This window comes from Polaromonas sp. P2_G11, from assembly GCF_056403595.1.
On record NZ_JBFUFE010000002.1, the window covers coordinates 61307 to 84337 of the forward strand.

At 58.9% G+C, this 23031-nt stretch carries 22 protein-coding genes and 1 tRNA gene; 17 read left to right on the forward strand and 6 right to left on the reverse strand.

Annotated features, from left to right (window positions below; all coding sequences use genetic code 11):
- Positions 1-64 precede the first annotated feature (64 nt).
- The 13 genes from AC1DWQ_RS06940 (at position 65) to AC1DWQ_RS07000 (ending at position 13235) form a co-directional block, all read left to right on the forward strand.
- Positions 65-1333, forward strand: a complete 1269-nt coding sequence (locus AC1DWQ_RS06940; protein WP_477668992.1) for an aspartate kinase — start codon at positions 65-67, stop codon at positions 1331-1333.
- A gap of 35 nt (positions 1334-1368) precedes the next feature.
- Positions 1369-1461, forward strand: a tRNA-Ser gene (locus AC1DWQ_RS06945).
- Between the two features lie 181 nt (positions 1462-1642).
- The gene (locus AC1DWQ_RS06950) at positions 1643-2053 is read left to right on the forward strand and encodes a hypothetical protein (protein WP_477668993.1); all 411 of its coding nucleotides are present in this window, start codon (positions 1643-1645) and stop codon (positions 2051-2053) included.
- Positions 2054-2453: 400 nt separating this feature from the next.
- A complete protein-coding gene (locus tag AC1DWQ_RS06955; RefSeq protein ID WP_477668994.1) occupies positions 2454-3104 on the forward strand; it encodes a helix-turn-helix domain-containing protein in 651 nt (216 codons plus the stop codon).
- A 208-nt stretch (positions 3105-3312) separates the two neighbouring features.
- Entirely contained in the window at positions 3313-3786 is a 474-nt protein-coding gene (locus AC1DWQ_RS06960) for an SRPBCC family protein (protein WP_477668995.1), read from the forward strand.
- Positions 3787-3902: 116 nt separating this feature from the next.
- Positions 3903-4433 carry a DUF4124 domain-containing protein gene (locus AC1DWQ_RS06965; protein ID WP_477668996.1) on the forward strand — a complete coding sequence of 177 codons (531 nt, stop codon included), beginning with the start codon at positions 3903-3905 and terminating at the stop codon, positions 4431-4433.
- A 240-nt stretch (positions 4434-4673) separates the two neighbouring features.
- Positions 4674-6125 (forward strand): ankyrin repeat domain-containing protein, encoded by a 1452-nt coding sequence (locus AC1DWQ_RS06970; protein WP_477668997.1) that lies wholly within the window; start codon positions 4674-4676, stop codon positions 6123-6125.
- A 51-nt stretch (positions 6126-6176) separates the two neighbouring features.
- A complete protein-coding gene (locus AC1DWQ_RS06975; RefSeq protein ID WP_477668998.1) occupies positions 6177-7793 on the forward strand; it encodes an ankyrin repeat domain-containing protein in 1617 nt (538 codons plus the stop codon).
- Between the two features lie 44 nt (positions 7794-7837).
- On the forward strand, positions 7838-9235 hold the full coding sequence (locus tag AC1DWQ_RS06980; RefSeq protein ID WP_477668999.1) for a tetratricopeptide repeat protein: 1398 nt from the start codon (positions 7838-7840) through the stop codon (positions 9233-9235).
- A gap of 70 nt (positions 9236-9305) precedes the next feature.
- On the forward strand, positions 9306-10055 hold the full coding sequence (locus tag AC1DWQ_RS06985; protein ID WP_477669000.1) for a hypothetical protein: 750 nt from the start codon (positions 9306-9308) through the stop codon (positions 10053-10055).
- A gap of 92 nt (positions 10056-10147) precedes the next feature.
- Positions 10148-11674 carry an ankyrin repeat domain-containing protein gene (locus AC1DWQ_RS06990; protein WP_477669001.1) on the forward strand — a complete coding sequence of 509 codons (1527 nt, stop codon included), beginning with the start codon at positions 10148-10150 and terminating at the stop codon, positions 11672-11674.
- Between the two features lie 76 nt (positions 11675-11750).
- Entirely contained in the window at positions 11751-12737 is a 987-nt protein-coding gene (locus tag AC1DWQ_RS06995; protein ID WP_477669002.1) for a hypothetical protein, read from the forward strand.
- Positions 12738-12836: 99 nt separating this feature from the next.
- Positions 12837-13235 carry a hypothetical protein gene (locus tag AC1DWQ_RS07000; protein WP_477669003.1) on the forward strand — a complete coding sequence of 133 codons (399 nt, stop codon included), beginning with the start codon at positions 12837-12839 and terminating at the stop codon, positions 13233-13235.
- 144 nt (positions 13236-13379) lie between these two features.
- Here the strand turns inward: AC1DWQ_RS07000 and AC1DWQ_RS07005 are convergent, their stop codons facing one another.
- Positions 13380-13718, reverse strand: coding sequence for a hypothetical protein (locus AC1DWQ_RS07005; RefSeq protein WP_477669004.1), 339 nt, complete (start codon positions 13716-13718; stop codon positions 13380-13382).
- Between the two features lie 297 nt (positions 13719-14015).
- On the reverse strand, positions 14016-14924 hold the full coding sequence (gene bla, locus AC1DWQ_RS07010; RefSeq protein ID WP_477669005.1) for a class A beta-lactamase: 909 nt from the start codon (positions 14922-14924) through the stop codon (positions 14016-14018).
- Positions 14925-15033: 109 nt separating this feature from the next.
- On the opposite strand from bla, the gene AC1DWQ_RS07015 reads away from it, so the two are divergent.
- A complete protein-coding gene (locus tag AC1DWQ_RS07015; RefSeq protein WP_477669006.1) occupies positions 15034-15897 on the forward strand; it encodes a LysR substrate-binding domain-containing protein in 864 nt (287 codons plus the stop codon).
- 53 nt (positions 15898-15950) lie between these two features.
- The gene (locus tag AC1DWQ_RS07020; protein WP_477669007.1) at positions 15951-16874 is read left to right on the forward strand and encodes a LysR family transcriptional regulator; all 924 of its coding nucleotides are present in this window, start codon (positions 15951-15953) and stop codon (positions 16872-16874) included.
- Positions 16875-16877: 3 nt separating this feature from the next.
- Here AC1DWQ_RS07020 and AC1DWQ_RS07025 read toward each other — a convergent pair whose 3' ends face one another.
- On the reverse strand, positions 16878-18089 hold the full coding sequence (locus AC1DWQ_RS07025) for a D-amino acid dehydrogenase (protein ID WP_477669008.1): 1212 nt from the start codon (positions 18087-18089) through the stop codon (positions 16878-16880).
- 252 nt (positions 18090-18341) lie between these two features.
- On the opposite strand from AC1DWQ_RS07025, the gene AC1DWQ_RS07030 reads away from it, so the two are divergent.
- Complete coding sequence (locus AC1DWQ_RS07030) at positions 18342-19235, forward strand: transporter substrate-binding domain-containing protein (RefSeq protein ID WP_477669009.1); 894 nt, start codon at positions 18342-18344, stop codon at positions 19233-19235.
- Between the two features lie 165 nt (positions 19236-19400).
- Positions 19401-20135 carry an aspartate/glutamate racemase family protein gene (locus AC1DWQ_RS07035; protein ID WP_477669010.1) on the forward strand — a complete coding sequence of 245 codons (735 nt, stop codon included), beginning with the start codon at positions 19401-19403 and terminating at the stop codon, positions 20133-20135.
- 126 nt (positions 20136-20261) lie between these two features.
- On the opposite strand, the gene AC1DWQ_RS07040 is transcribed toward AC1DWQ_RS07035, so the two are convergent.
- The 3 genes from AC1DWQ_RS07040 to AC1DWQ_RS07050 all read right to left on the reverse strand — a co-directional run bounded on the left by AC1DWQ_RS07040 (position 20262) and on the right by AC1DWQ_RS07050 (position 22874).
- The gene (locus AC1DWQ_RS07040; RefSeq protein ID WP_477669011.1) at positions 20262-20663 is read right to left on the reverse strand and encodes an RNA-binding S4 domain-containing protein; all 402 of its coding nucleotides are present in this window, start codon (positions 20661-20663) and stop codon (positions 20262-20264) included.
- 64 nt (positions 20664-20727) lie between these two features.
- Positions 20728-22191 (reverse strand): sensor histidine kinase, encoded by a 1464-nt coding sequence (locus AC1DWQ_RS07045; protein ID WP_477669012.1) that lies wholly within the window; start codon positions 22189-22191, stop codon positions 20728-20730.
- Entirely contained in the window at positions 22188-22874 is a 687-nt protein-coding gene (locus AC1DWQ_RS07050; protein WP_477669013.1) for a response regulator, read from the reverse strand. Before AC1DWQ_RS07050 ends, AC1DWQ_RS07045 begins: the two co-directional genes overlap by 4 nt.
- Between the last annotated feature and the right edge of the window lie 157 nt (positions 22875-23031).

Sequence of the window (23031 nt, forward strand, 5' to 3'; positions counted from 1 at the left end):
AATGGGCGCTTTTACACAGGTCCCCGGCAAAAAATCCGCAACAACTCCTGATTGACATCCTGCAATGGCATTGATCGTTCATAAATACGGCGGCACGTCGATGGGCTCTACCGAGCGCATCCGCAATGTCGCCAAACGCGTGGCCAAATGGGCGCGGGCCGGCCACCAGATGGTGGTCGTTCCCAGTGCCATGAGCGGCGAAACCAACCGTTTGCTCGGCCTGGCCAAAGAACTGGCGCCCGCCAGGACAAGCGATGCTTATGGCCGCGAGCTTGATGCGCTGGCTGCTACCGGCGAGCAGGCTTCCAGCGCATTGCTGGCCATTGCGCTGCAGGCCGAAGGCATGCAGGCTGTGAGCTACGCCGGCTGGCAGGTCACCATCAAGACCAACAACGCCTACACCAAGGCCCGCATCGAGTCGATCGACGACGAGCGTGTGCGTGCAGACCTGGACGCCGGAAAAGTTGTCATCATCACCGGCTTTCAGGGGGTGGACGAGGCCGGCAATGTCACCACGCTGGGCCGCGGCGGTTCCGACACTTCGGCCGTGGCCATTGCGGCGGCGCTCAAGGCGCACGAGTGCCTGATTTACACCGACGTCGACGGCGTTTACACCACTGACCCGCGCGTGGTGCCTGAGGCGCGTCGCCTGCATACCGTGAGCTTTGAAGAGATGCTGGAGATGGCCTCCATGGGCTCCAAGGTGCTGCAGATTCGCTCGGTGGAATTTGCCGGCAAATACAAGGTGCCGCTGCGCGTGCTGTCCAGCTTCACCGAATGGGACATCGACATCAACGAAGAGGCCAAGTCAGGCACTTTGATCAGCTTTGAGGAAGACGAAAACATGGAACAAGCCATCGTATCGGGCATCGCTTTCAACCGCGATGAAGCCAAAATTTCCGTGCTCGGCGTACCCGACACCCCGGGTATCGCGTACCAGATCCTGGGCGCCGTGGCCGATGCCAACATCGAAGTCGATGTGATCATCCAGAACGTCAGCAAGGACGGCAAGACCGACTTCAGCTTTACGGTTCACCGCAACGATTACTCCAAGGCCATCGACCTGCTGAAAACCCAGGTGGTGCCAAAACTGGGCGCGCAGGAAGTCACCGGCGATGCCAAGATCTGCAAGGTCAGCATCGTCGGCATCGGCATGCGCAGCCACGTGGGCATCGCCAGCAAGATGTTTCGCGTGCTGAGCGAAGAGGGCATCAACATCCAGATGATTTCCACCAGCGAAATCAAGACTTCCGTCGTCATCGACGAAAAGTACATGGAACTCGCCGTGCGCGCCCTGCACAAGGCTTTTGACCTGGACCAGCCCGCCGCCTGAAAATGGCCGGGAAGTCGTGAGATAATCGATTTATTGGAAACGTGACCGAGTGGCCGAAGGTGCTCCCCTGCTAAGGGAGTATGGGGTGTAGAGCCTCATCGAGGGTTCGAATCCCTCCGTTTCCGCCAAGACTACCGACTCTCTCCCGCATGGGGCAGAGTCGGTTTTTTTAMGCCCGATTTTTGCGGTTGTTTCAAGAATGGGTAACCCTGCTTTCAACGCGAAGCGGCCGTCGCGCTGATTCTGGCCGCGTTCCTGGACTCAAGCTTTTCCAGGTCAGATGGCCCCGCACAACGTTGAAGAATCACCATGAAGTTGGTCGCCTCTTTTGCTTTGCTCACCACACTGATTGGCTGCGTCAGCATTCCAACGCCGGGCGGCGAGGCCGCCACAGTACCTTCCACCCGACATCTACTGTTCTCGGAGGCGGCGGCCGACAAAGGCACGGTATCGGTAACGCGGGACTCCGGGTTTGCCGGATCCGATTGCCCAACCACCTTGTTTGTGAACGACAAGATGGCGGCACTCGTGAAGGCTGGCGAAACAGTCACGCTGCATCTGCCCGCAGAGCCTGTGACTCTTGGCGCCATACCTTTCGGCGTGTGCGGCGGCGGTCTTGCGCGACTAGAGATCCATCCCACCCCAGCCAGGCCGGCTCGTTACCGGATCGGACCTGACGGCGATGGAGAAATAGACTTCTACCCAATCGTTTCACGCTAGCGGCAAAGCATTGATTCGCCAAAATCGAGCGAAAGGCGAGAAAGGCGACAAATTTCCGTAAATATTGACGACTACGAGCCTGTCCGCCTCGCAAGTAATACCTACTTTCGGCTAGCCTCGTAGTTGAATGCAAAACATGGCAATAAACCATCTTGATGTGGATGACGGGTCAATACACCCCGGCACACGCACATCGCTATTCCAGCCTTCACCCTTGCTGGCAGATTGCGTATGTGCTTATGTGGTGCGCGACACCTTGGACGCCCAGCTGAGCCCCAAACAAAGCTTCAGTCATTTGCCGGTGTCTCCGCTGGTCAGTATTGTCTGGTCAATTCACGGTGGACGATCATCGATGCCTATCGATGTTGATGAATGGCCCCCGTCGTCAAGGCGGGTCGTCTTGCGCGGCCCTCGCACGCAACCCAGCGTCTGGCAAAGCCACGGCCCCGCCTTTGGGTTTTCATTGACTATTTTTCCGGATGCATTTCATGCACTGACGCATCTGAATGTGGCCGGTTTGCTGGACCAGGCCAGGAATCTGCAAACTGTACTGGGCAAAGACTGGCAGCAGATGGCGATTGCCGTCCTGCAGGCCAGCGACGATCTGGCACGCATTCAAATCATTGAAGCTTTTTTAACGCCTCGCTGGATATCCGTGCGTTCGCCGCGGCCGGTGGCAACACCGCCGGATGGCCTGTCCTTGTTCAATGACTGGGTTGATGCGGTAGCGCTGCGTGCATCCGCGTCAACCCATGGGCAAAGCACGCGCCAACGAGAGCGGTTCATCAAGGGGCAATTGGGGCTTCCCATGCGTTCGATCCGCGGGCTGGTACGCATGGAGTCGACATTGACGCGTGGACACGGCGCCAGCGCGTTTGGCGGCTCGTCTTTGGTGGATGTCGCCGATGCAATGGGATTCTCCGACCAGGCGCACTTGTGCCGGGAAGTGAAACGCTACTCGGGTCTGAGTCCAACGGATCTGCAACGCGCCATTGAAACCCAGGAGTCTTATTGGCCCTACCGGTTGAGGCAGGCGCTGAAGGCGCGTTGATAGCCCCGGGGCCCTGCCCACAGGTGTGTACAGGCGCCCGTACTTCTTGTGCACCCAGTGCCACAAGATGCGCCGCACATGTCGTTTTGATTCAAGACCGCACCTCCATATTTCCGTAATATCCGAGGCTTTTGTTTGCTTGGCGAACAAAGGCGTCCAGTCACGGCGCCAAGTTTGGCCTCGCTGGTTCTGAAAATTGGAAATTGCATTGCAGCTACTCACTGAACAGACCGCAACCATCGCCAGATCCGTCGAGGCCACATACCTGTACGCGACAAATCTCGAGCATTTTGCCGAGTGGTTTCCGGGCGTTCTATTCATAGAATCAGCCAACACGCTTGAGCACGCCCAGCGCGGCAAGGAATATCTGGAAACGGTCGCCGTCCCTCTCAGGGGCAAAAGAAAAATCAAAATCAGGGTCAAAGATGCCCAATCCAACAAGGTATTCATTACAGAGGGCGAGTTCTCGCCTTTGATGCCAAGAATGGAGATGCTATTTCAGGCAACGGGTGCTGATTCCTGCAGCGTTACATGGCGCATGCTCAGTCGCAACGACAGCTTGCTATTCAAAGCCACGCTCCTGCATTTATTCAAAAGCGTCATGCACAAAAGGGCGGAAATTGGCATGAAGCGGTTGCGGCAGAAACTCGAAAACCTGGTGGCTGAACCCGCTGAAACCTAGCAAGGCGTTGCGCCAGTCAACCCCACCCCCGCTCCGCTACGACTTTTCCCGGTGAATTTCTGCTTTTTATCTTGAACCCCACCATGCGCTTGCAAATCAGCCCTCAATTTCTCGGTATGAGCCTGGCTCTGCTGATCGTCACTTCTCCGGGCCACGCCCAGGGCGTCTACAAATGGGTGGATGCCGAGGGCCGGACCCACTACGGCGCGCAGCCGCCCGTCACCGAAAAGGGCGTCGAGCCACTGAAGCTGCACAGCAACAGCGGCTTTGGCGGCGACAACAACGGCAAGGTGCGCGCCACAGAATACAACGCCGACGGCACCAAGAAGATCCCCAAGAACGTACAGGACCTGGCAAAAGGGATGGAGAAAGCCCTGCAGAAAGCAGACCCCAGGGAGGTGCCGCTGGACTGCGCCAGCGCGGTCAGGAATGCGCAGGACCAGGCGGATACGGCGCTGGAGGTGAGCGCCAAGAACCTGAAAACCGGCTACATCACCCAGGCCAACTACGACAACAACGCCGCCAGGCTTCGTCGCGCCAAGGCAGAGACCAATCTGACCAGTTGCCAGTCCGCCATGGGCAGGGACCGCGCCTTCTACCAATGCATGTCCAACAGCAACAACCACTTCACGGCGTGCATCAAGTAGAGGAGCACTGCGCGACTTTGATGGACCTGATCAACTGCCCCAGGCCCAGCTCGCAGTTCCCAACCCCACCAGCTTCCATAAAACGCAGGAAACTCCAAATGCCCTGTATCACAGCAAGATGAACGTAAATAGGACCCCATGTCCGAAGTAAGAACGATTGCCACCCTCTGTTTTGAAGACAACGCCATCAGTCAGCGCTGGCTGGAAGCTTTCAAGCCTGCTTCCGGTGATGCGTGGGATATGGCCAGCCAGGCCCTCGGGGCGTTGGGTTTGCGCTGCGTTCAGGCGAATGCAGATGAACGGATTCGCGTCGAGCGCGTGGAACGTTTTGGCCGACGCCTGGAATTGCGATTCATGGAGCTGGGCCTGGACAGCCAGACGCTGCTGAGCGAACTGATCGAATTGGGCGCCACACACCTGCGCGCCAGCATTGACGACAGCCGCACGGGCAGTGTCACCAAGCTGGTTCGAATCGGCAAGGCCAAGGCGAAAGAGGCGGAGTTTGTGGCCGCCGTGGCCGAGTTCGATGACGACTTTGCGTTCCTCACGGCATTGGAAAAAGGCAAGTCGGCGGAGATCAAACGGCTTCTGGCCAAAGGCATCAGTCCGAACCAGGAAGTACGGCCCGGTGTGTACCCCATCCATCTGGCCGTGCTGCATGACAAGAAGCCCATCGTCAAGCTGTTGATTGCAGCAGGCGTGGATGTGAACGTCCAGACGCCCGACAAACGAATCAAAGAGGACGGGTTCAGAACGCCGCTGCATCTTGCCATCAACAACAAATCGTTTGATGTCATCGAGATGCTGGTCAAGGCTGGAGCAGACCTCACACTCCGAAACGCGGCCGGGCAAACGCCACTGCACTACGCCATCGTTTACCGGCACCAGGATGCCTGCAAACTGCTGATGGAACATGGTGCAGATCCATCCGCGTTGAACGCCAACGGCGTGCCGGCTTTGCTCGACCTGCGAACGCACGGCGAGGAGGAAATCCCGGCGTTCCTGGCCTTTGCCGATTCGATGGGGCTGGATCTCAACGTCAAGCTGGCGACTGGCGAGAATCTTTACTGGAAGCTTGGATACATCAAGGGTGCAGTGGATTACCTGAAGGCGCGGGGCATGGTTTCCTCGCCACCCTCCGACGCCTACACCGGTGATGTGCCACGTGATCTTCACAAGGCGATTCGCGGGCATGACCTGGCCAAGATCAGGGCGCTGGCAAAGTTGGGCGTTGATCTGGATATGCCGTATGCGGCGTTTAGTTCTTATGAGCCTGAACCACCCATACTGAATGCAGCTAGGGATGGGCATGCCGATGTGGTTGAACTGCTGCTCGATGCAGGCTGCAATGTCAACGCGACCGGCTCCGACCAGATAACGCTTATGCACAAGGCTGCATCGAGCGGGAGCGTTGAACTCGTCAGCATGCTGCTCAAGCGCGGCGCCAACCCCAACGCCATTGAGCACCATGAATTTGCGTTGAGTCAAAAAAGCGATGACCCCATGCTGAAGGCATTGGATGAAGGCCATATCGCGGCAGCAAAAATCCTCATGGCGCATTGGTTGCCCACTCAGCCACGCCTGGAGAGAGCCAAGACGCTGCTTGAGAATCACATTAAGCGCAGCAACAAAGGGGTGGATGCGGTGAACATGCTGAAGACGATTGAAGCGCGGCTCGCTGAGCTTTTGTGATCACCTGAATTCAGGTTCGGATCATTTCGTTCAAGCTCCAAGGATAGAAGTATGTCTCTTAATGAAACTCAGTTGTCGATACTATTTGTTGATCGCGCGACACGTGAACAGATACAGGCGCAGTTTGAGTTGTTGACGACTTCGGCGCAGTCGTTCAACAAACAGGTGGCAGAGCTTGGCGTCAAGACCAAGTTTAAAGATGAAAATCCCTATCTGGAAGGAATACGAGAGGCGGAAAATTTTCTACAACTCGACTTTACGCATGACTCCAATTTTCGCTTTCCGAGCGCGCTATTAAAGAAGTTGCCCGGCGCGACCTTGATCGTGCAGACAGTGAGTAATGATCAAGACCTGGGGGGTAAAAAAACTTACCTATACGGTGGCGAGTCGATCAATAAAGATCAACTGATTGAACGCCTGGATGCGCTTGACCCGCGCGTTGCGGTGGGCCTTTCCAGTCACCTTGGCGTGCGCTTGGCGAGCAAATACTTCAAGGCGCTCGCTGATCCAAACGAAGAGTTCGCCGGCGTATTGATGTTTTGGCACCTTATCCACTTCATAGATCGCTATCCTGCGGCGCGTAGTGTTTTGGCGAAATGTGACTTGAACCGTGCGAACCATGATGGCGATACTGTGCTGCACTATGCGGCAAAAACTTATCGTCATTGCGGCGATGAAGACATCGAATGGCTGATTTCACAAGGCTGCGATGTGAACGCCCGCAATGCGAACGGAGATTCCCCGTTGTTGGTCGCATCACGGCTTCCTGACAAGCGCAACGGCGCAATGTATCGATTGCTGCGCCACGGGGCCGAGCCGAATATTCGTGACCGGAATGGTTTGGCTGCGATACATCACGTTTGTGCAACGGAAAACGGGGTGGGCATGGTTGGCGCACTCAGGCATCGCAACGCCGATTTGAATGCAGATTCATCGATGGGCTCTCCGCTCTGGATTGCGAATGCGGCAGACCGCTATGCGGCGCGCGATAAATTATGGCCGCTCAATTTACAGCTCATCTCTCCGGCGACCGCTTACGAGGGTGACGCTTATGCAAATTTGCTAACCGCGATCAAGCACCACGATGTAGCTTCGATGGCGCGCTACATTGATGTCGTACAGCTTGGCGAATCGCAGGTGCAAGCGCTGTATGTCTACGCCTGTTATTTTCAATGTGGTGTGCTTTTTGACCATTTGCAGCGGGTACATCCCTGGCGCCTGGTCGCCGATACGCCCGATTCCCCCGATACGTTCTTTGGCCGGGACTACGCGCTGAATCACCTGGACCTGCTAAACGATGAGCACCCGGCGGTTGGCGATTCCTATCGCATATTTGTTGCAGCGATCGCGCAATCCAACCCGGCGCAATTGCACGCATTGGCACAGACCCGCGATTTCGCGATCAATTGTCTGCGTGTTGTTGAATGGCGCAGTGCGCAAGCGCTGGAGTTCTTTGGGCTGCTCAAAACCAAAGAACTGACTTTCGAGCAGTTATTTTCGGGTAACGGCTTGTGGGTGCGCTGGCACGACAAGGAGGATGTGCCCGCAAACATCGCGGAGGTACTGATCGCCTTGCGTGCGATGGGGTTGGTCTTCCATGGCTCCGAATACGGGCTGAAAGATGCGGGATTGTCAGACGATTTGGTTCAACGGCTGTGTCGGCCTTGATCGCCGGCCGATAGCCAGGCACTAATTTTGGCGTAAGACTAACAATGTCAGAACCTTTTTCTTTAAAAATCACGGCCAAAAAAGTAAGCCCTGAAGCCCTGCAGGCACTTTCGCGCTTTGCTGCGGCAGTGAACAGCAAGGACGGCAGTGCCTTGCGGGCATTGTTGTCGGATTCTGCGCTCGCCAAGTCGGCGCTGACGACCAACAAGTTGTCGCCCGATATTTTCCTGCCGCATGCGCCATACACCAGTTATCAGTTCAACGTGGTGGATGCCTTGCATGAAGCAACCCAAGCCACGGAGTTGGAGGTCATGCTCGATGGCGCCGAAAAACTGCGCATGGAGCTGGACGGAACAGACCGTGACGCCGATGGATTTTGCGTGTTCTTTTTTGTGTGGCTGGCTTCGGTCGGCCTGACTGCGTTTGATGCGACGGCGAAGTCGTCTCACGGGTGGTCGGCGAAGTGGACGCAGGATGCTGCTAAGCTGACGTTGGTGAAACACAAACTACCGGGCGACGGCGACTCCGCAGAGACCTATGCAAAGCGCAATGCCGCTGCCGAGAAATCGTCTTGCGGGTTTCTCATCAAGCAGTTCAAGTACACGGTGGGAGGCGACTTCAATCGCCTGGTGTCATCGCTGCAAGAAGACAGCGTGATGATGGTTTCGTTTTCGCACATCATCGACAAGCTGGCCGCGTTAAAGCGCGTGAAGACCGATAGCCAGTACTCGGATCATCGCTTTGATCTGGAGGTGCTGAGCAAGACCGTGTTGTCGCCGGACCAGGTGGAGAGCCCGCATCTGGGGCGAGTCAACGGGTTCGAGATCATCTCCATCAACGGGCAACTGGGCCCTTGGAATTTTGATTACGACGCAGCACTGGCCCATGTCGAGAAAGTCATCACGCGGCCTTTGCATCGTGAAGTTTTGGGCGAGGCAGGTACCGATGAGCAATATGCTTGTCTGCATTGGGCGGCGGGAGATATTTCTGCCGTGCTGACGCTGCATCCGAACCGGTTTTCATTTCGCTTACAGCGCTTCCCCGATCTGACCAAATTCCCTCTCGCACGGATTTATGCCTTGTATCAGGACGGGATAGAACCCAGTGCGTTCCACTGGATGCAGTTGAAAACTCTGGCGCAAGAGCGGGCCGCCCAGGGTGACGCGGATGATTTGCATATCCTGGCTTTGCTGTATTTGTATAACAGGTACGGGTTGGAGCGCGACACGAACAAGGCTGAAGAATTGTTCATTCAGGCCGCGGAGCGCGGCAGCACGGAGGCCATGTGGCTGCTGGGCACCACCTACACGCACTTTGATAGATTCAAAGACGAATGGCCCAAAGATCTGGAGAAGGCCCGGCACTATTTGCAAATGGGGGTTGATCTCGGGTCTTCGCGCTGCAAGGACAGTCTGCAATGGGTGCTCAAGAGTCTGCAGTGATTCACTCGAAGTGATGGGGCCTGTGCTGCTCCATCAGTCAACGGCCTGATAGAAATTGAAAGGAACCACCATGGGCCTACATGCAGAAGTCAAACACATCGACCTGACCATCCGCCCCGCCGCAGCCAAGCAGATGCGCCAGGATCTGGGGGCGCAGGGCCTGCTGGATGCGGCGACCACCTCGGCGGCCGATTACCTCACCCAACAGTTCTGCGAAGTCACCAGCAGCCGCTCGGGGCTGTGCATCACCAACATCAGCTGGGACCAAATCGACGAAGACCTGTATGCGCTGCTGGACCGGCTCGCGCCCTACGTGAGCAGCGGCGGTTTCGTCAAATTCAGCTGCGAGGGCCGCACCTGGGCCATGGCGGTGTACGAGCAGCAGGCGCTGCTGCCCCTGGGTGAGTTGCTGTCGTTCAAGAACAAGCCCCAGGAAGTGGCGGTTTCGAGCGAGTGGGGCGACAGTGGCCATGACGGCAACACCCTGGTGCACGATGCCACCGCCACCGAAGAGAAGCTGAAGGACTTCTGGTACTGGCGCCACGGCGTGTTGATGTTGGCCCTGAAGGTGGCCTATCTCGGCGAGAGCCTTGGGCACCTCAAGAGCCTCAACAAAAAGGTCGTGGGCGATGTGCACGGCCTGTGCGGCAACGCGCACGACTTCCTGACCGGAGAGAGGACGCTGAGCAAGTCCCAGGTCAACTCGTTTGCCGACGAAGCGCCACCTTATGCGAAGCGGCTGCTGGACGTCATGGCCACCATCGAGAACCGGCCTGACACCCAGGAACTGTCGATCTGGCGGCGCGCTCGCAAGTGGTGAAGCCTACAAGGATTCACGCATATCTGGGTCCATCCGAGAGCATCAGATTCTCGGCAAGCCTGCGTTTTATCTCCCTCATGAAAGACTAATAGATGCAAGACTTCAGCGCAGAAATCCTGTTCAAAGCAGAAACGGATGCGGAATCCTTTGGGCAGAGAGTCGGTGCGCAACTCGGTGCGACAGAGTCGTATTTCGACAAGGCACTTCAAAGCCTGGGCGCGTCGCTGCCCGGTGCGTGCAATGAGTTCTCCGTGGAGCGCTTTCGGCGCTATCGGAATGTAGTGAGCGTGCAGTTTTATGCCGGGGATCGCTCGGAATACAGGCCCATTCTTTCGGCCCTTTTCCAACTCGGCGCGCACATGGTCAAACTGCATGTCGGAGCCGACGACTACAACGAGGTCGAACTCTATGCGGATGGCAAACAGACCAAGAAGAAAGCAGCCTTTCTCAAAGAGTTTCAGTCCATTGCGCTACCTGACCCGACTTCGGACTTTCAGCGGGCGCTCGCCAACAGGAATTTCAACCGTGCCGAAGTCCTGGTCCCCCAGATTGACGTGACCAGAATAACGCTTGACGACGAGATTCTCGAAGCCTTGATGCTCCGGGAGGCATCTCCTATTGCACTGCATTTAATCGAACAAGGCGTCATTCGTGAAAATCGCCGTATTAGTCAGTATCCCGCGCCGCTAACGACCGTTGCGGCATATTGGTGCAACCTGCCAGTGTTGAAGGCGCTTTGTGCTCTGGGATTCGACCCTTACGAAACCAACACCGACGGCGAAACTGTATTGCATATTGTTTTGTCGTCAGCAGAATTCGAAGCCATCGAAACCTGCCGGTGGGTCGTTGAGAGATGCAAAGACAACCTGAATCCCGTCACCCAGTGTGGCAGCCCGATTTGGCACTCGTTCGACAGTGGTGAAAATTCCTTAGGCGCACGGATCTTCAGGGAGCAGGGTGCGCTTTTGATCGCGCCTGAAGGGTTCTATGAAAACCTGTCGCGTGATGAAGTCGTTGTCGAGTCCGCGAAGCACAACGATGTCGATACCCTGAAGACACAGTACCAAGATCAGGATAGGGAGGCTGTTCTCTGCACCGCCGTGGAGCACGCGGCACTGGATGTGATTTTGTGGATGAACGACCAGCAACCGATAGACTGGTTTTCCGAGGTCAAAAGCGTCAGTGGGCGTAGCAATGACTCGCCCTTCCCTCAGCTGTACGAGCAGCCGTTTAATTGGCCCTCGGGGAACACCGATCTTGTGTTCCTTGACCACCTCATCAGCGGGATTGCGTCCAGCGTGGAAGCACTGGACCGGGTCGCAGTCTATATTTCGGGCCGCAGCGAAACAGCCCCGCTGCTGAGAAAACTTCGTCAATTGGGTGCCACCTTGGGGCAAGTGACGCTCTGCAACGGTGATTCGGCTTTCCCGTTGTGGCGGGCGATGGAGGAGGGTCGCATTGACAATGCCAGGACGCTGCTGGAACTGGGTGCGCCGATTCCGGACGAGGTAGGCGGCGAGCCCTTGGCGGAGACATTCGCTGAGCAGGCCATGGGCTATCGCGATGACGTTGATCCGGCGGCCTGGGAAGCTCTTTTCAAGCAATACGGCTTGTTATAAGCGTCAATAGCTATTCACTCGAAGTGATGGGGCCTGAGCGGCGCCACCAGCCATCCACACAGGAATAGGTTTTTACATGTCCGAACAGTTCTCCGTCAAAATCAAAATCGCCAGCGCCGAGAAGTCCTCGCGCGAGTTGCTCACCCAGTTGGCCTCAGCCCTGGGTGAAGATGACTATGCCGCCATGCGGCAGATAGTCACCGAGGTGCTCAAGGGCGCACCGAGCGGCAAAGACGCAAGAGCGCTGGTTGCCGCGCTGCTGCTGCCGTGCTCGGAATACGGCCCTGCTGAAGTTCCGTTTCTGGATGCGCTGTGCGGCGCGCTGGAAGATGCGAGCGCGTACCTGCAGGTTAGCGGCAGCAAGAAGCTCAGCATCGAACTGGGTGGCGCAGACAACGGCACGGCCGATGCGGTGGCCTACCTGCTGGCACTGCTGCACAGCCTGCCCGTTGATGGCCTGGAGGCGACGGGCAAGGGCTTCACGTGGATGGCCAAGTGGGCTTGCGACGCGCAGGGGATTTTGCAAACCGCATCGTATGAGCCTCTGGATGAGGGTCAGAGAATTGATCCCAAGGCGGACGAAAAGCTGCGCCGCAAGGTTCAAAAGGAGAACAAGGCATTCCTCAACACACCTTTGCGCGGGCTCGTGGATGCCTTGCCTGCCGATCTTCCCATGGGGCTGATCGATGCCGTTGGTTTGGACCAGATACTGGGGCACACGTATGCGGAATTGATAGGCCAGATTGCGGCCCTGCCCGATTGGACTGGCCATGACTTTCGGGTTGGCGTACATGGACAAGCATTGACGGCACGCGACCTGGGCGACCAGTTGCGCATCAATATATGGAACGCGCCAGGCAACAAACAGAGCATTGAGTTGGAGCTGCGCGCTGAACTCTCGGAAACGGGCATGCACAAGCACTTCACGGACTTGCTGCGCGAGGTTGGATACAACAAGGACTTGAGCGACATTGGCTGGTTCGACTGGGAGTCCAGCGGCATCAAGGTGAACGCACGACTTCATGACTGGATGTTCGAACTGCGCGTGATACGTCATGCCTAGGAGTCTGGGCGGCAGCTCCTGGCCCGAGAGGCTCTTTGCTGGCTGTATATCTGGAATCGTTTTTGGGTCCGTACCCGTTTATTACCTTAGGAGAAAACCATGTCATCGATCTTGTCAAAAACCGTAGACGCCGCAAACAAGTTAGTTAAAGCGCCGAGCCAGGAGGAATTGAGAGAGCTTTGGCCAAGCACCAGCGAAGTTAATTCAGCAGCTGAAATTTATGGCGAGTGGATTGATCGGAAAAGTGTCAAAGGATTCATGGAGGTCGTGATCAAACTCAATGCGGATGGAACTGGCACTTATTTCCATTCAAGGCGGGCTGACATGGGCGAGTGGCCTTTCAATTATTCTGTTGAAGGCTCGGTCTTGACGATGGCGCTAGAGGCGGTAGACAGTGAAGGCATTAGATACAAGCATCTGGATGCCCGTTTGTTTGAGAAAAACCTTTTGCTCAACGACAACGGTGACGTTTCTGTTTTCGTATTAAAAAGCGCCTGATTTAATAATTGTCGGGGTGCCATTTTTCTTTCCCGAAAAATGGATGGACGATACGCGGAGAGCTGGTTGATCATCTACTTGCGCTCTTGCGGCCTGCGATCTCCATTGCCGCTCCTGTGGCGAATGGTGTCCACGCAGCCCGTTTCAGATCACGCTCGAAAATCCTGTATCCCCGCGGTCCAGTGGATCCACCTCAACGTCATAGATCTGGGTGATTCTCCAGCGCGAGTCTTCATAACCCGCCTGGCCGAGGATCTTCACAAGGAAGGAGCTGCGTTGCTTCTCTGCCTGAAGTGTTATTTCGCAGAAGAAGTCGAGCTTCGTGGGGCCATCGGGAAGTGCTCCAAGAAGTTGATAGCCAGCCCGGTTGAACCGGTCCTTGTTCTCTCGCTGAAGTAATTTTTCAACTTCAGGGGCAATGAGAACTGCGGCGGTGATGTGGTCGATGAGTCCATCGACCACCACCTGCGGGTTTATTTTCATGTTGTATGTGAACTCTTCTAGGAATCTCCCTGATTATCGATCTTTAGTATTACATTGAGCCGCAATTGTTGTAACCAGTCTCTAGTTGGTACGGTATTTTGTTTTCAATAATTTCATCAATTCCAATAGAAAATTCGTTGGAAATCAACGTTTTCGTTAAGCGCCAAATCCCGGCAATAGATTGCAGGCTCTCGTGCCCGACCTCTTTACCTTGGTGACAGCTTTGTCGTTTGAGAATGTGTTTCCCCGCAAACCAAAAAGCCGCCCGGAGGCGGCCAACTTTGTTGTCTCGTGTTCTCAAACCGGCGTGGCCAAAGAAGCCGCCAATTGACCGGCCTTTGCCACGATGGCCTCGCGTTCCTCCAAGGGCTTTGGGCTCTTGGTCAAATACACCGTGATCACCACAGGCGCGCATCCCGCAGGCCACAAAACGCCGATGTCGTTGGTGGTGCCATGGGCGCCTGTACCCGTCTTGTCGCCAACCAGGCAGTCCCGCGGCAGCAGGGCGCGCAATCGCCGGTCGGATGTCTTGCTGGCGATCAGCCACTGGCGCATCTGCTGGCGCGAGGTGTCTGACAGCGCATTGCCCAGCACGATTTTTTGCACGGTGCCCAGCATGGCGGCAGGCGTAGTGGTGTCGCGTGGATCGCCGGGCGTGGCTTCATTCAGCGCGGTTTCAATGCGATCCAGTCGTGTCATGCGGTCACCGAGCGCGCGCGCGTAGTCGGTCAGGCCCTTGGGCCCGCCGAAGCTGGCCAGCATCAGGTTGGCGGCCGTGTTGTCGCTGACGGTGATAGTGGCTTCGCACAACTCCGCGAGCGACATGCTGCCACCGGCTCTTGGCCCGGTGACCGGTGAATGGGAAACCAGTGCCGCGCCGTCAACAGGCAGCAGGCGGTCCAGCCGTTCCTTTCCGGTGTCTACCCGGTGCAGCACCAGCGCAGCGGCCAGCAGCTTGAAGGTGCTGCACATGGGGAAGCGTTCCGCCGCGCGGTGCCCATGCTGTACGCCGGTACCGGTGTTGAGGATGGCAACGCCCAGCCGGCCGCCGCTTTCCCGTTCAAGGGCTTTGAGCTGCGCGGCGACTGAACTGGAATCAGCGGTTTGCGTTGTGCCGCTCATGCCCCATAAATTCTGGGCATGAACTGAAGCCATGCTTGCCGCCATGAAGCTTCCCAGTGCGCCGGTAAATTGTCGTCTCTGCATCATTTTTACTCTCGGGTTGGTATGAAAGCGGTAACGATATTGAAGGGCTGCAATTCCGGCAAACGGCAATAATCGAGGCAACTCATAAGTAAATCTTGGGCTTGAACAGATGCATCTTCCTTTGAACGCCTTGCGCGCCTTTGAGGTGTCCGCGCGCCACCTGAGCTTTACACGGGCCGCCGACGAGCTGAACGTCACGCAAACCGCGATCAGCCAGCACGTCAAGAACCTGGAAGAGCGCATGGGTGTCCCACTGTTCCGGCGGCTTCCGCGCGGCCTTGCCCTGACCGATGAAGGCCAGGCGCTGTTGCCCGCGCTATCGGAATCGTTCGGCCGCATCGGCGCGTTGCTGGAGCAATTCCGTGATGGCCGTTTTCGGGAAGTGCTGAGCGTCGGGGCTGTCGGCACTTTTGCCGTGGGCTGGCTGATCCCGCGCCTGGCGGCGTTCCAGCAAGCACACCCTTTTGTTGACTTCAGGTTGTTCACCAACAACAACCGCGTGGATCTGGCCGGCGAGGGCCTGGACTACGCCATACGCTTTGGCGACGGCGCATGGCACGGCACCGAAGCCGACCTGCTTTTTCCCTCGCCGCTGTCACCCGTCTGCTCACCTGCAACAGCGTCGCGCCTTCATGAGCCTGGCGATCTGGCCGGTGAGGTGCTGCTGCGCTCTTACCGGTCCGATGAATGGGTGAGCTGGTTTGCCCTGGCCGGTGTGGACTGCCCGGTGGTCAGGGGGGCGGTGTTTGATTCGTCCCTGACCATGGCGGAAGCTGCCGCGCAGGGCGCCGGCGTTGCCTTGCTCCCTGTGAACCTGTTTGTGCGGGAGTTGCAGGAAGGGCGCCTGGCAAGGCCGTTTCCGCTGGAAATTGAAAACGGCAGTTACTGGCTGACCCGGCTCAAATCCCGGCGCGTGACGGGGGCCATGGGCGTTTTCCGTGACTGGATCACCCGCACATGCTGCGCACGATAATTGCTGTGCTGAGCCTGCACCACCCCGCCTGAACACGCACCACGGAACCACCCATGCGCCTGCGCCACATCGAAGTCTTCAACGCGGTCATGCTCACCGGCAGCGTCAGCGGAGCGGCCCGCCTGATCAATGTCACCCAGCCCGCCGTCAGCCGCATCCTGCAGCATGCCGAGTTGCAGCTGGGTTTTGCCCTCTTCCAGCGCAGCAAGGGCCGGCTGACGCCGACCTCTGAAGCGTTGACGCTGTACCCGCACATCGAGCGGCTGTTTGCCCAGCTCGATGAAGTGCAGCGCCTGGCGGCCAACTTGAAAACCGGCGAAAGCGCCAGGGAACTCCGCATCCTGACGGTGCTGGCACTCAGCTACGAAATCCTGCCCCACGCGATCAAGCTCTTTCGGGTCAAGCATGCCGATGTGGCGATTACCGTGCGGGCGTTACATTCGCCGCAAATTATCTCGGCACTGGCGCTGCAGGAGGGGGATGTCGGTTTTCTTTTCAGCCCGGCAGCGCATTCGGCGCTGGCACAGGAACACCTGGCCGACGGCCGCATGGTGTGCGTTGCACCCAAGGGCATGCTGCCTGCGCGCCTCGTCAAGCGTGGCAGTGTCACGCTTGAGGATCTCACCAAAGTACCGGTCGTCGGGCTTGATGTGATGGACCCGGTGGGCCGCAGCCTCAACCAGGCCTGCCGCGAGGCAGGGGTGGGTCTCGAATTCCATATCACCGTGCAGACCTACCATTCGGCGCTGGCGCTGGCCCACCACGGGCTGGGCATTGCGGTGATTGACACGTGCACAGCGGCGTCCGCCGACCTGACGCGTGTGGACCTGCTGGAACTGGAACCCTTGATCCCGGTGCCCATCAATGCGCTGTTGCCTGCAGGCAAACCTGGCTCGGTCATCGTGCGGTCTTTTGTGAAATGCTTCCAGCAAGCCCTGACGCAGCGCGCTTCAGCGCCCGCGCTGCGCAAAGCCTGAAGGTCAGTGCTCCAGCATGCGGCTGATGCGTTGCGCAGAGCCGAACGCCAGGGTGAAGCCCAGCGCACCATGGCCGGTGTTGAACAACAGGTTGGCCGGGCCTTTCGCGTGTGTGCCAATGACCGGCAGGCCGGTGGGCGTGGCGGGGCGCATGCCGGCCCAGGGGCTCAGGGTTTCGAAGTTGCTGCAACCTGGAAAAACCGTTTGGGTCGACGCTTTCAGCGAAGCAATCTGTGCCGGGTCGACGGCGGTGTCGTAACCCGAAAGCTCGGCCATGCCTGCCACGCGCAGGCGCGAACCGATGCGGGCGAACACCACCTTGCGAGCGCTGTCGGTCACGCTCACCTGCGGTGCTGCGCCATCGCCAGGTGCGACGTCCACCGTAACGCTGTAACCCTTCAACGGGTAGACGGGAAGGTGCACACCCAGGGTGCGCGCCATGCGCGCAGACCCGGCACCCATCGCCATCACATAGCGGTCGGCTTCGAGATGGCCTTGCGGCGTCGCGACAGCTGCAACCAGGCCGCCGCGCACCACGAGCTGCTCCACGGGTGTGTCCAGCAGGAAGCGCACACCCTCGCGGCGCAGCACGTTGAACAGGCCGTCGCAGGTTTTCTGGCAGTCGGCAGCACACTCGCCCGGTGTGTAGATGGCGCCGGCGATGTGCCCGTGTCGGTTTTTCAGCGCGGGCTCGATCTCCACGCAGCGGTCGGCGCTGACGGCCTCCTGGGTACTGCCCAGTTCACGTTGCAGCAACATCTGCCGGCGCGCTGCAGCGAACGCTGCATCGCTGGCGTACAGCACCAGCTTGCCCGTGGCCGAGAAATCGCAATCCAGTTTTTCTTCGGCCATCATCGCGTCAAAAGACTGGCGGCTGAGCGCCGCCAGCGACAGCAAATGGCTGGTGGTGTTGCGTGAGGTCTTGCTGTTGCAGGCCGCCAGAAACTGCGCACCCCACAACCACTGGCGCACATCCAGGCGAGGCCGCAGCTTCAACGGGGAGGAGGGCGACAGCAGCAGCTTGGGAAGCTGCCGCCAGATGGCGGGATCTGCCAGCGGCTGCACGTAGGAGTAGCTCAGTTGTGCGCCGTTGCCGCCGCTGGCGCCGCTGCCGGGGCTGGCGCGGTCCACCACTGTCACCTCATGACCGGCCCGCCGCAAGCTGTAGGCGGTTGCGAGTCCCACGATTCCTGCACCGAGCACACACACATGCATAGAAGCCTCTTTGTTCCCTGAAAGAGCGCCACTTTACGCAGTGGGTACAAGTTTGAACAATGCTGAATGCGCGAGGGTTATGACGTGTGGTTATGCCCTTCTGCGAAGGTGGCAGAAGAGATTCTGGGTAAACCATGAGTTTTGGTCATGGGTTTGCCGCGAAAATGAATGACACATATCGCACGGCTGTTCCTACACTACCGATGCCAGTTTCCCGAAACTACCAACCCACCGCCCCCCGAAAGGACAAGCATGAAATTCACCATCCTCATGACCGCCGTGCTGCTGACAGCCGGCCTGGCCACCACCGCCGGCGCGCAAACGGTGCCGACGCTGAAAAAGATCGCCGACAGCAACAAGATCACCGTGTCGTATCGCGAAGCTTCGGTGCCTTTCAGCTACCTGATCGGGTCCAAAACCTCGGTGGGTTTTTCGGCAGAACTGACAGAAGCCATCATTGACGACATTCGCAAGAAGGTGAAAAAGCCGAATCTCGAAGTCGCCTACATGCCCGTGACTTCGCAAAATCGCATCCCCTTGCTGGTCAACGGCACCTACGACCTCGAGTGCGGCTCTACCACCAACAACACCGCGCGCGGCAAGGATGTGGCATTTGCCATCAACCACTTCTACACCGGCACCCGCCTGCTGGTCAAAAAATCATCCGGCATCAAGAACTACGCCGACCTGGCCAAAAAGACGGTGGCCAGCACGACAGGCACCACCAACGCGCAGGTGATCCGCAAGTACAGCGCCGATAAAAAGCTCGACATGCAGCTCATCCTGGGCAAAGACCACGATGATTCGTTGCTGCTGGTTGAGAATGACCGTGCCCTGGCTTTTGCCATGGACGACATCCTGCTGTTCGGCCTGATGGCCAACTCCAAGAATCCGGCGTCGCTGGAAGTCGTGGGTGATTCGCTGCAGGTGGAGCCCTATGCCTGCATGCTGCGCAAGGACGACCCTGAGTTCAAGAAGCTGGTGGACGGCACGATCATCCGCCTGATCAAGTCCGGCGACTTTACCAAGATGTACGCCAAGTGGTTCACCTCACCCATCCCGCCAAAGGGCGTGAACCTGAACCTGCCAATGAGCGAAGAGCTGAAGGCCAACCTCAAGGCGCTGAGCGACAAGCCGGCCATGTAAGGCTGACGGGAGCGCCGTCGCGCCGCTCCCGTTCTACTGCCGTGCCCGTTCGGGCCGGCAGTTTTCCCCCTAAAGAAAAATGATCCCGGAGCCTCGTGGGCTCAGGTGGCCGGTGTGCGCCTGCCGGACAGGATTTGCAACTTGAACAGCATTGAAAGGCAAGATATGAGCAGAACCCGCGTGGTCGGCATTCTGGGCGGCATGGGTCCGGCTGCAGGTGCAGACTTTGCTCGATTGTTTGTCCAGGCCTGCGCGGACCATATGCGCTCGCTGGACATTCCGGTGTCTGACCAGGCCTTTCCCGAGCACTGGCTGGCGCAGGTGCCGGTGCCGGACCGCAGCAACGCGCTGGGTTTACCGGGGCCGGGCGGCCATCAGCCCCTGGATCCCATGTTGCAAGCAATGGGGAAACTCGCCGCATTAGGTGCCACCACCGTCGCGGTAGCGTGCAACACGGCCCATGCGTGGCACGCCGAGTTGCAGGAGCGCTTTCCCCAGCTTGAAGTGCTGCACGTGGCGCGTGAGGTGGCCCAAAATCTGGCGGGCCGCGGTGTACGCGAAGTGGGTCTTCTGGCGACCGAGGGCACCTACCGGGCAGGGCTCTACGACCAGGCCCTGCGGCAGGCGGGTTTGCAATGCCACATTCCTTCCGTTGAAGAGCGTGAGCGCCTGATGCGCGGCATCTATGAGGGCGTGAAAGCCGGCAACATGGCTTTGGCGCGTGAGTGTTTTGCGGGCGTGGCCAGCGCGCTTGCCGGGCGGCACGGCCTTTCAGTGCTGGTTCTGGGTTGCACCGAGATTCCGCTGGCACTCAGCGCGGTGCCTGGCATGGATTCACTTGAGCTGGTGGACCCGGCGGCCCTGCTGGCGCGGGCGCTGGCGCAGCGAGCGTATGCCTGAGCGTTCATCACCATCCTGCATGGCTCAAAACAGCCAATTCTTGAATAAAATAGGCCTCTGACCCAATGGGAATGGGCGCGAGTAGCTACAAAAATGATAGCGAAAACGGGGCGGCTTCCCAGTCTCTCAATCGGCTGACGCGCTCCAGCGGTTGTCCCAGGCCTTGTCGAGCGTGCGGCGGTCGCGTTTGGTGGGGCGCCCATGCTCCAGGCTGCCGGCCGGATCGGCTGCCACCCGGCGCTGCTCGGCGGCCTCGGCTTTGAGGCGCAGGCTTTCTTCGGTTTCTTCGTAGAGCTGCTGGGCTACCGGGGCTGCGCCTCGCAGCTTGCTGATGCCGCGCACCATCAGGGTACGGGTGTAGGGGCCCTGTCGCAGTGTCACGGTGTCGCCGGATTTGACTTCACGCGCGGGCTTGGCTTCGATGCCGTTGATGCGTACACGGCCCTTGTCAATTTCTTCCACGGCCAGGGCGCGGGTCTTGTAGAAGCGGGCGGCCCACAGCCACTTGTCGATTCGCAATTTGTCCATTGGGGCCTATTCTGTACCAAGGCATGTGGCGCCGTGTAGGAGGGCGCCGCGTTTGGATTGGTTCTCACGTCGTGGGCAGGCGTACCGTGGCGTCCAGGCCCGTCACACGGCCGTGCACGACGCGGTTTTCCAGCGAAATGCTGCCATGCATGGTTTCGGTGATCTCGCGGCAAATGGCCAGGCCCAGGCCGGAGCCGTGGCGCACGTTGCCTGCGGAAAAGGGCTGATAGAGCCGCGCCGACAACTCCGCCGACACCCCCGGCCCGCTGTCGCTGATGGTCATGGCGACAACGCGGGCGTCGCACACGATGCGCACCGCCAGCGTGCCGCCGGCCGGCGTGTGCTTGATGGCGTTGTGCAGCAGGTTGCGCGTGAGTTCGCCCAGCATCCATTCATGCGATGTGACGCGCGCCGGCACGGTTTCTATCTCGAAATCGATGTCTTTCTCGGCAATCAGGGGCGAGAGGTCCAGCGCCACAGAGCGCACCATCTGCGCCAGGTCGATGGCCTGCAGGTCAGCCTGCTGGCGCAATTGCTCCACCTTGGCCAGCGCCAGCATCTGGTTGGCCAGGACGGTGGCGCGGTCCACCGTCTGGTTGATTTCCGCCAGCGCCTCACGGGCGTCCATGTCGCCGCGCAGCGCGGACTGCACCTGTACCTTGAGCACGGCCAGCGGCGTGCGCAGCTGGTGGGCCGCATCGCGCACAAAGCGCTTCTGGTTGTCCAGCAGGTGCTGCAGCCGGCCCATGACCTCGTTGGTGGCATCCACCAGCGGCAGAAGTTCGCGGGGTGCATCGGGCGCGGTAATCGCCGTCAGGTCGCCTTCGGGACGGGCCTGCAGCTCGGCGCTGAGGCGCCGTACGGGCCGGGTGGCGCGCTGCACCACGACGACCGCCACCAGGGCGATTACCGCCAGCAGCAGGGCCTGGCGCCACAGTGTGTCGAACAGGATTTTGCGGGCCAGTGTTTTGCGCAGTTCCAGGGTTTCGGCTACCTGAATCACCGCCATGGCGCGGCCTTTTGCACTGGCCACGGGCTGCAGCAGAACCGCGACCCGCACATCGTCGCCCATGAAGACATCATCATAAAAATCCACCAGCGCCGAATAGGGCGGCCGTGCCGGAATGCGCCCGTGCCAGAACGGCAACTCCGAAAAACCGGACACCATGCTGCCGCCGAGGCTGGAGACCCGGTAAAAAAGCCGGCTCTGGTTGTCAGCCTCAAAAGCTTCCAGCGCCGCATAGGGCACCGTGACGCGCAGCTCGGATTGCTCGTCGTAGCCCGTTACATCGAGCTGCTCGCCGATGGATTTGGCAGACGCCAGCAGCGTACGGTCATACGCCGTGTTCACCGCGCCCAATGCCTGCCGGTACAGGCTGAAGGTGTTGGCCACTACCAGCAGGCCCACCGGCAAAAGAATGCCGATGAGCAGGTATCTGCGCAGGGAGATGGCGCCTGCGCCGGGTTTGGTTTCGGGTGCTGCGGGGGGAACTGCCTGAATGTCCTGTCGCGGCTGCGGGGAGCTCATGCATCCACTTTCAACAAGTAGCCCAGGCCGCGCAGCGTGACCAGCGTGACGCCGGTTTGCGCCAGTTTCTTGCGCAGGCGGTACACCACCACTTCCACCGCCTCGTATTGCACGTCCGCCTCGCCGGGAAACACCAGCTCGAACAAACGCTCTTTGGACACTGCATGGCCGGGTTTGGCGATCAGGGCCTGCAACAGCGCCAGTTCACGGGGGGTCAGCTCCAGCACTTGGTCGCGGTGGTAGATGGCCCCGCTGTCTTTTTCATAGCGCAGCTCGCCCACGATCTGTGCGCCGGCATCGTTTTCCGCGGGAAGCGCGGTTGCCGCGCGCCGGCGGCTCAGGGCGCGCAGACGTGCTTCCAGTTCGTCCAGGTCGAAGGGTTTGGGCAGGTAGTCGTCGGCCCCGGTGTTCAGGCCCATGATGCGGTCACCTACCGTGCCGCGTGCGGTCAAAATGAGCACCGGTGTGGCCAGCCCCTTGAGGCGCGCCTGCTCCAGCACCTGCAAGCCGTCCATCCCGGGAAGGCTGAGGTCCAGCACCACCACATCGGGCTGGGTGTCCGTCCATTGCGCCAGCGCCAGGCGCCCGTCGGTGCAGCTGAAAACCTCCATGCCGCGGCGGCCCAGTGTCCGCTGCAGCGCAGCCTGCATCGACGCATCGTCTTCGATCAGTAACAATTTCATGGGGGCAGAATGGGCTAGGGCCTGAAAACAGGGTGTTAGCAGGCCCTAGACATTAGCACTTTCCCCAATGCTTCCGGACAGCCGTTTGACAGAAACGAAGCGCATGATAAGCCCGTGATCGGCTGGATGCCTTCGCCAGCCCGGCAAGCTCAACAAT

What these genes read in the sequence shown, in the direction of transcription:
- AC1DWQ_RS06940 (WP_477668992.1), top strand. Translation starts at nt 65, where the DNA reads ATGGCATTGATCGTTCATAAATACGGCGGCACGTCGATGGGCTCTACC.
- AC1DWQ_RS06950 (WP_477668993.1), top strand. Translation starts at nt 1,643, where the DNA reads ATGAAGTTGGTCGCCTCTTTTGCTTTGCTCACCACACTGATTGGCTGC.
- AC1DWQ_RS06965 (WP_477668996.1), top strand. Translation starts at nt 3,903, where the DNA reads ATGAGCCTGGCTCTGCTGATCGTCACTTCTCCGGGCCACGCCCAGGGC.
- AC1DWQ_RS06970 (WP_477668997.1), top strand. Translation starts at nt 4,674, where the DNA reads ATGGCCAGCCAGGCCCTCGGGGCGTTGGGTTTGCGCTGCGTTCAGGCG.
- AC1DWQ_RS06975 (WP_477668998.1), top strand. Translation starts at nt 6,177, where the DNA reads ATGTCTCTTAATGAAACTCAGTTGTCGATACTATTTGTTGATCGCGCG.
- AC1DWQ_RS06980 (WP_477668999.1), top strand. Translation starts at nt 7,838, where the DNA reads ATGTCAGAACCTTTTTCTTTAAAAATCACGGCCAAAAAAGTAAGCCCT.
- AC1DWQ_RS06985 (WP_477669000.1), top strand. Translation starts at nt 9,306, where the DNA reads ATGGGCCTACATGCAGAAGTCAAACACATCGACCTGACCATCCGCCCC.
- AC1DWQ_RS06990 (WP_477669001.1), top strand. Translation starts at nt 10,148, where the DNA reads ATGCAAGACTTCAGCGCAGAAATCCTGTTCAAAGCAGAAACGGATGCG.
- AC1DWQ_RS06995 (WP_477669002.1), top strand. Translation starts at nt 11,751, where the DNA reads ATGTCCGAACAGTTCTCCGTCAAAATCAAAATCGCCAGCGCCGAGAAG.
- AC1DWQ_RS07000 (WP_477669003.1), top strand. Translation starts at nt 12,837, where the DNA reads ATGTCATCGATCTTGTCAAAAACCGTAGACGCCGCAAACAAGTTAGTT.
- AC1DWQ_RS07005 (WP_477669004.1), bottom strand. Translation starts at nt 13,718, where the DNA reads ATGAAAATAAACCCGCAGGTGGTGGTCGATGGACTCATCGACCACATC.
- bla (WP_477669005.1), bottom strand. Translation starts at nt 14,924, where the DNA reads ATGCAGAGACGACAATTTACCGGCGCACTGGGAAGCTTCATGGCGGCA.
- AC1DWQ_RS07015 (WP_477669006.1), top strand. Translation starts at nt 15,034, where the DNA reads ATGCATCTTCCTTTGAACGCCTTGCGCGCCTTTGAGGTGTCCGCGCGC.
- AC1DWQ_RS07020 (WP_477669007.1), top strand. Translation starts at nt 15,951, where the DNA reads ATGCGCCTGCGCCACATCGAAGTCTTCAACGCGGTCATGCTCACCGGC.
- AC1DWQ_RS07025 (WP_477669008.1), bottom strand. Translation starts at nt 18,089, where the DNA reads ATGCATGTGTGTGTGCTCGGTGCAGGAATCGTGGGACTCGCAACCGCC.
- AC1DWQ_RS07030 (WP_477669009.1), top strand. Translation starts at nt 18,342, where the DNA reads ATGAAATTCACCATCCTCATGACCGCCGTGCTGCTGACAGCCGGCCTG.
- AC1DWQ_RS07035 (WP_477669010.1), top strand. Translation starts at nt 19,401, where the DNA reads ATGAGCAGAACCCGCGTGGTCGGCATTCTGGGCGGCATGGGTCCGGCT.
- AC1DWQ_RS07040 (WP_477669011.1), bottom strand. Translation starts at nt 20,663, where the DNA reads ATGGACAAATTGCGAATCGACAAGTGGCTGTGGGCCGCCCGCTTCTAC.
- AC1DWQ_RS07045 (WP_477669012.1), bottom strand. Translation starts at nt 22,191, where the DNA reads ATGAGCTCCCCGCAGCCGCGACAGGACATTCAGGCAGTTCCCCCCGCA.
- AC1DWQ_RS07050 (WP_477669013.1), bottom strand. Translation starts at nt 22,874, where the DNA reads ATGAAATTGTTACTGATCGAAGACGATGCGTCGATGCAGGCTGCGCTG.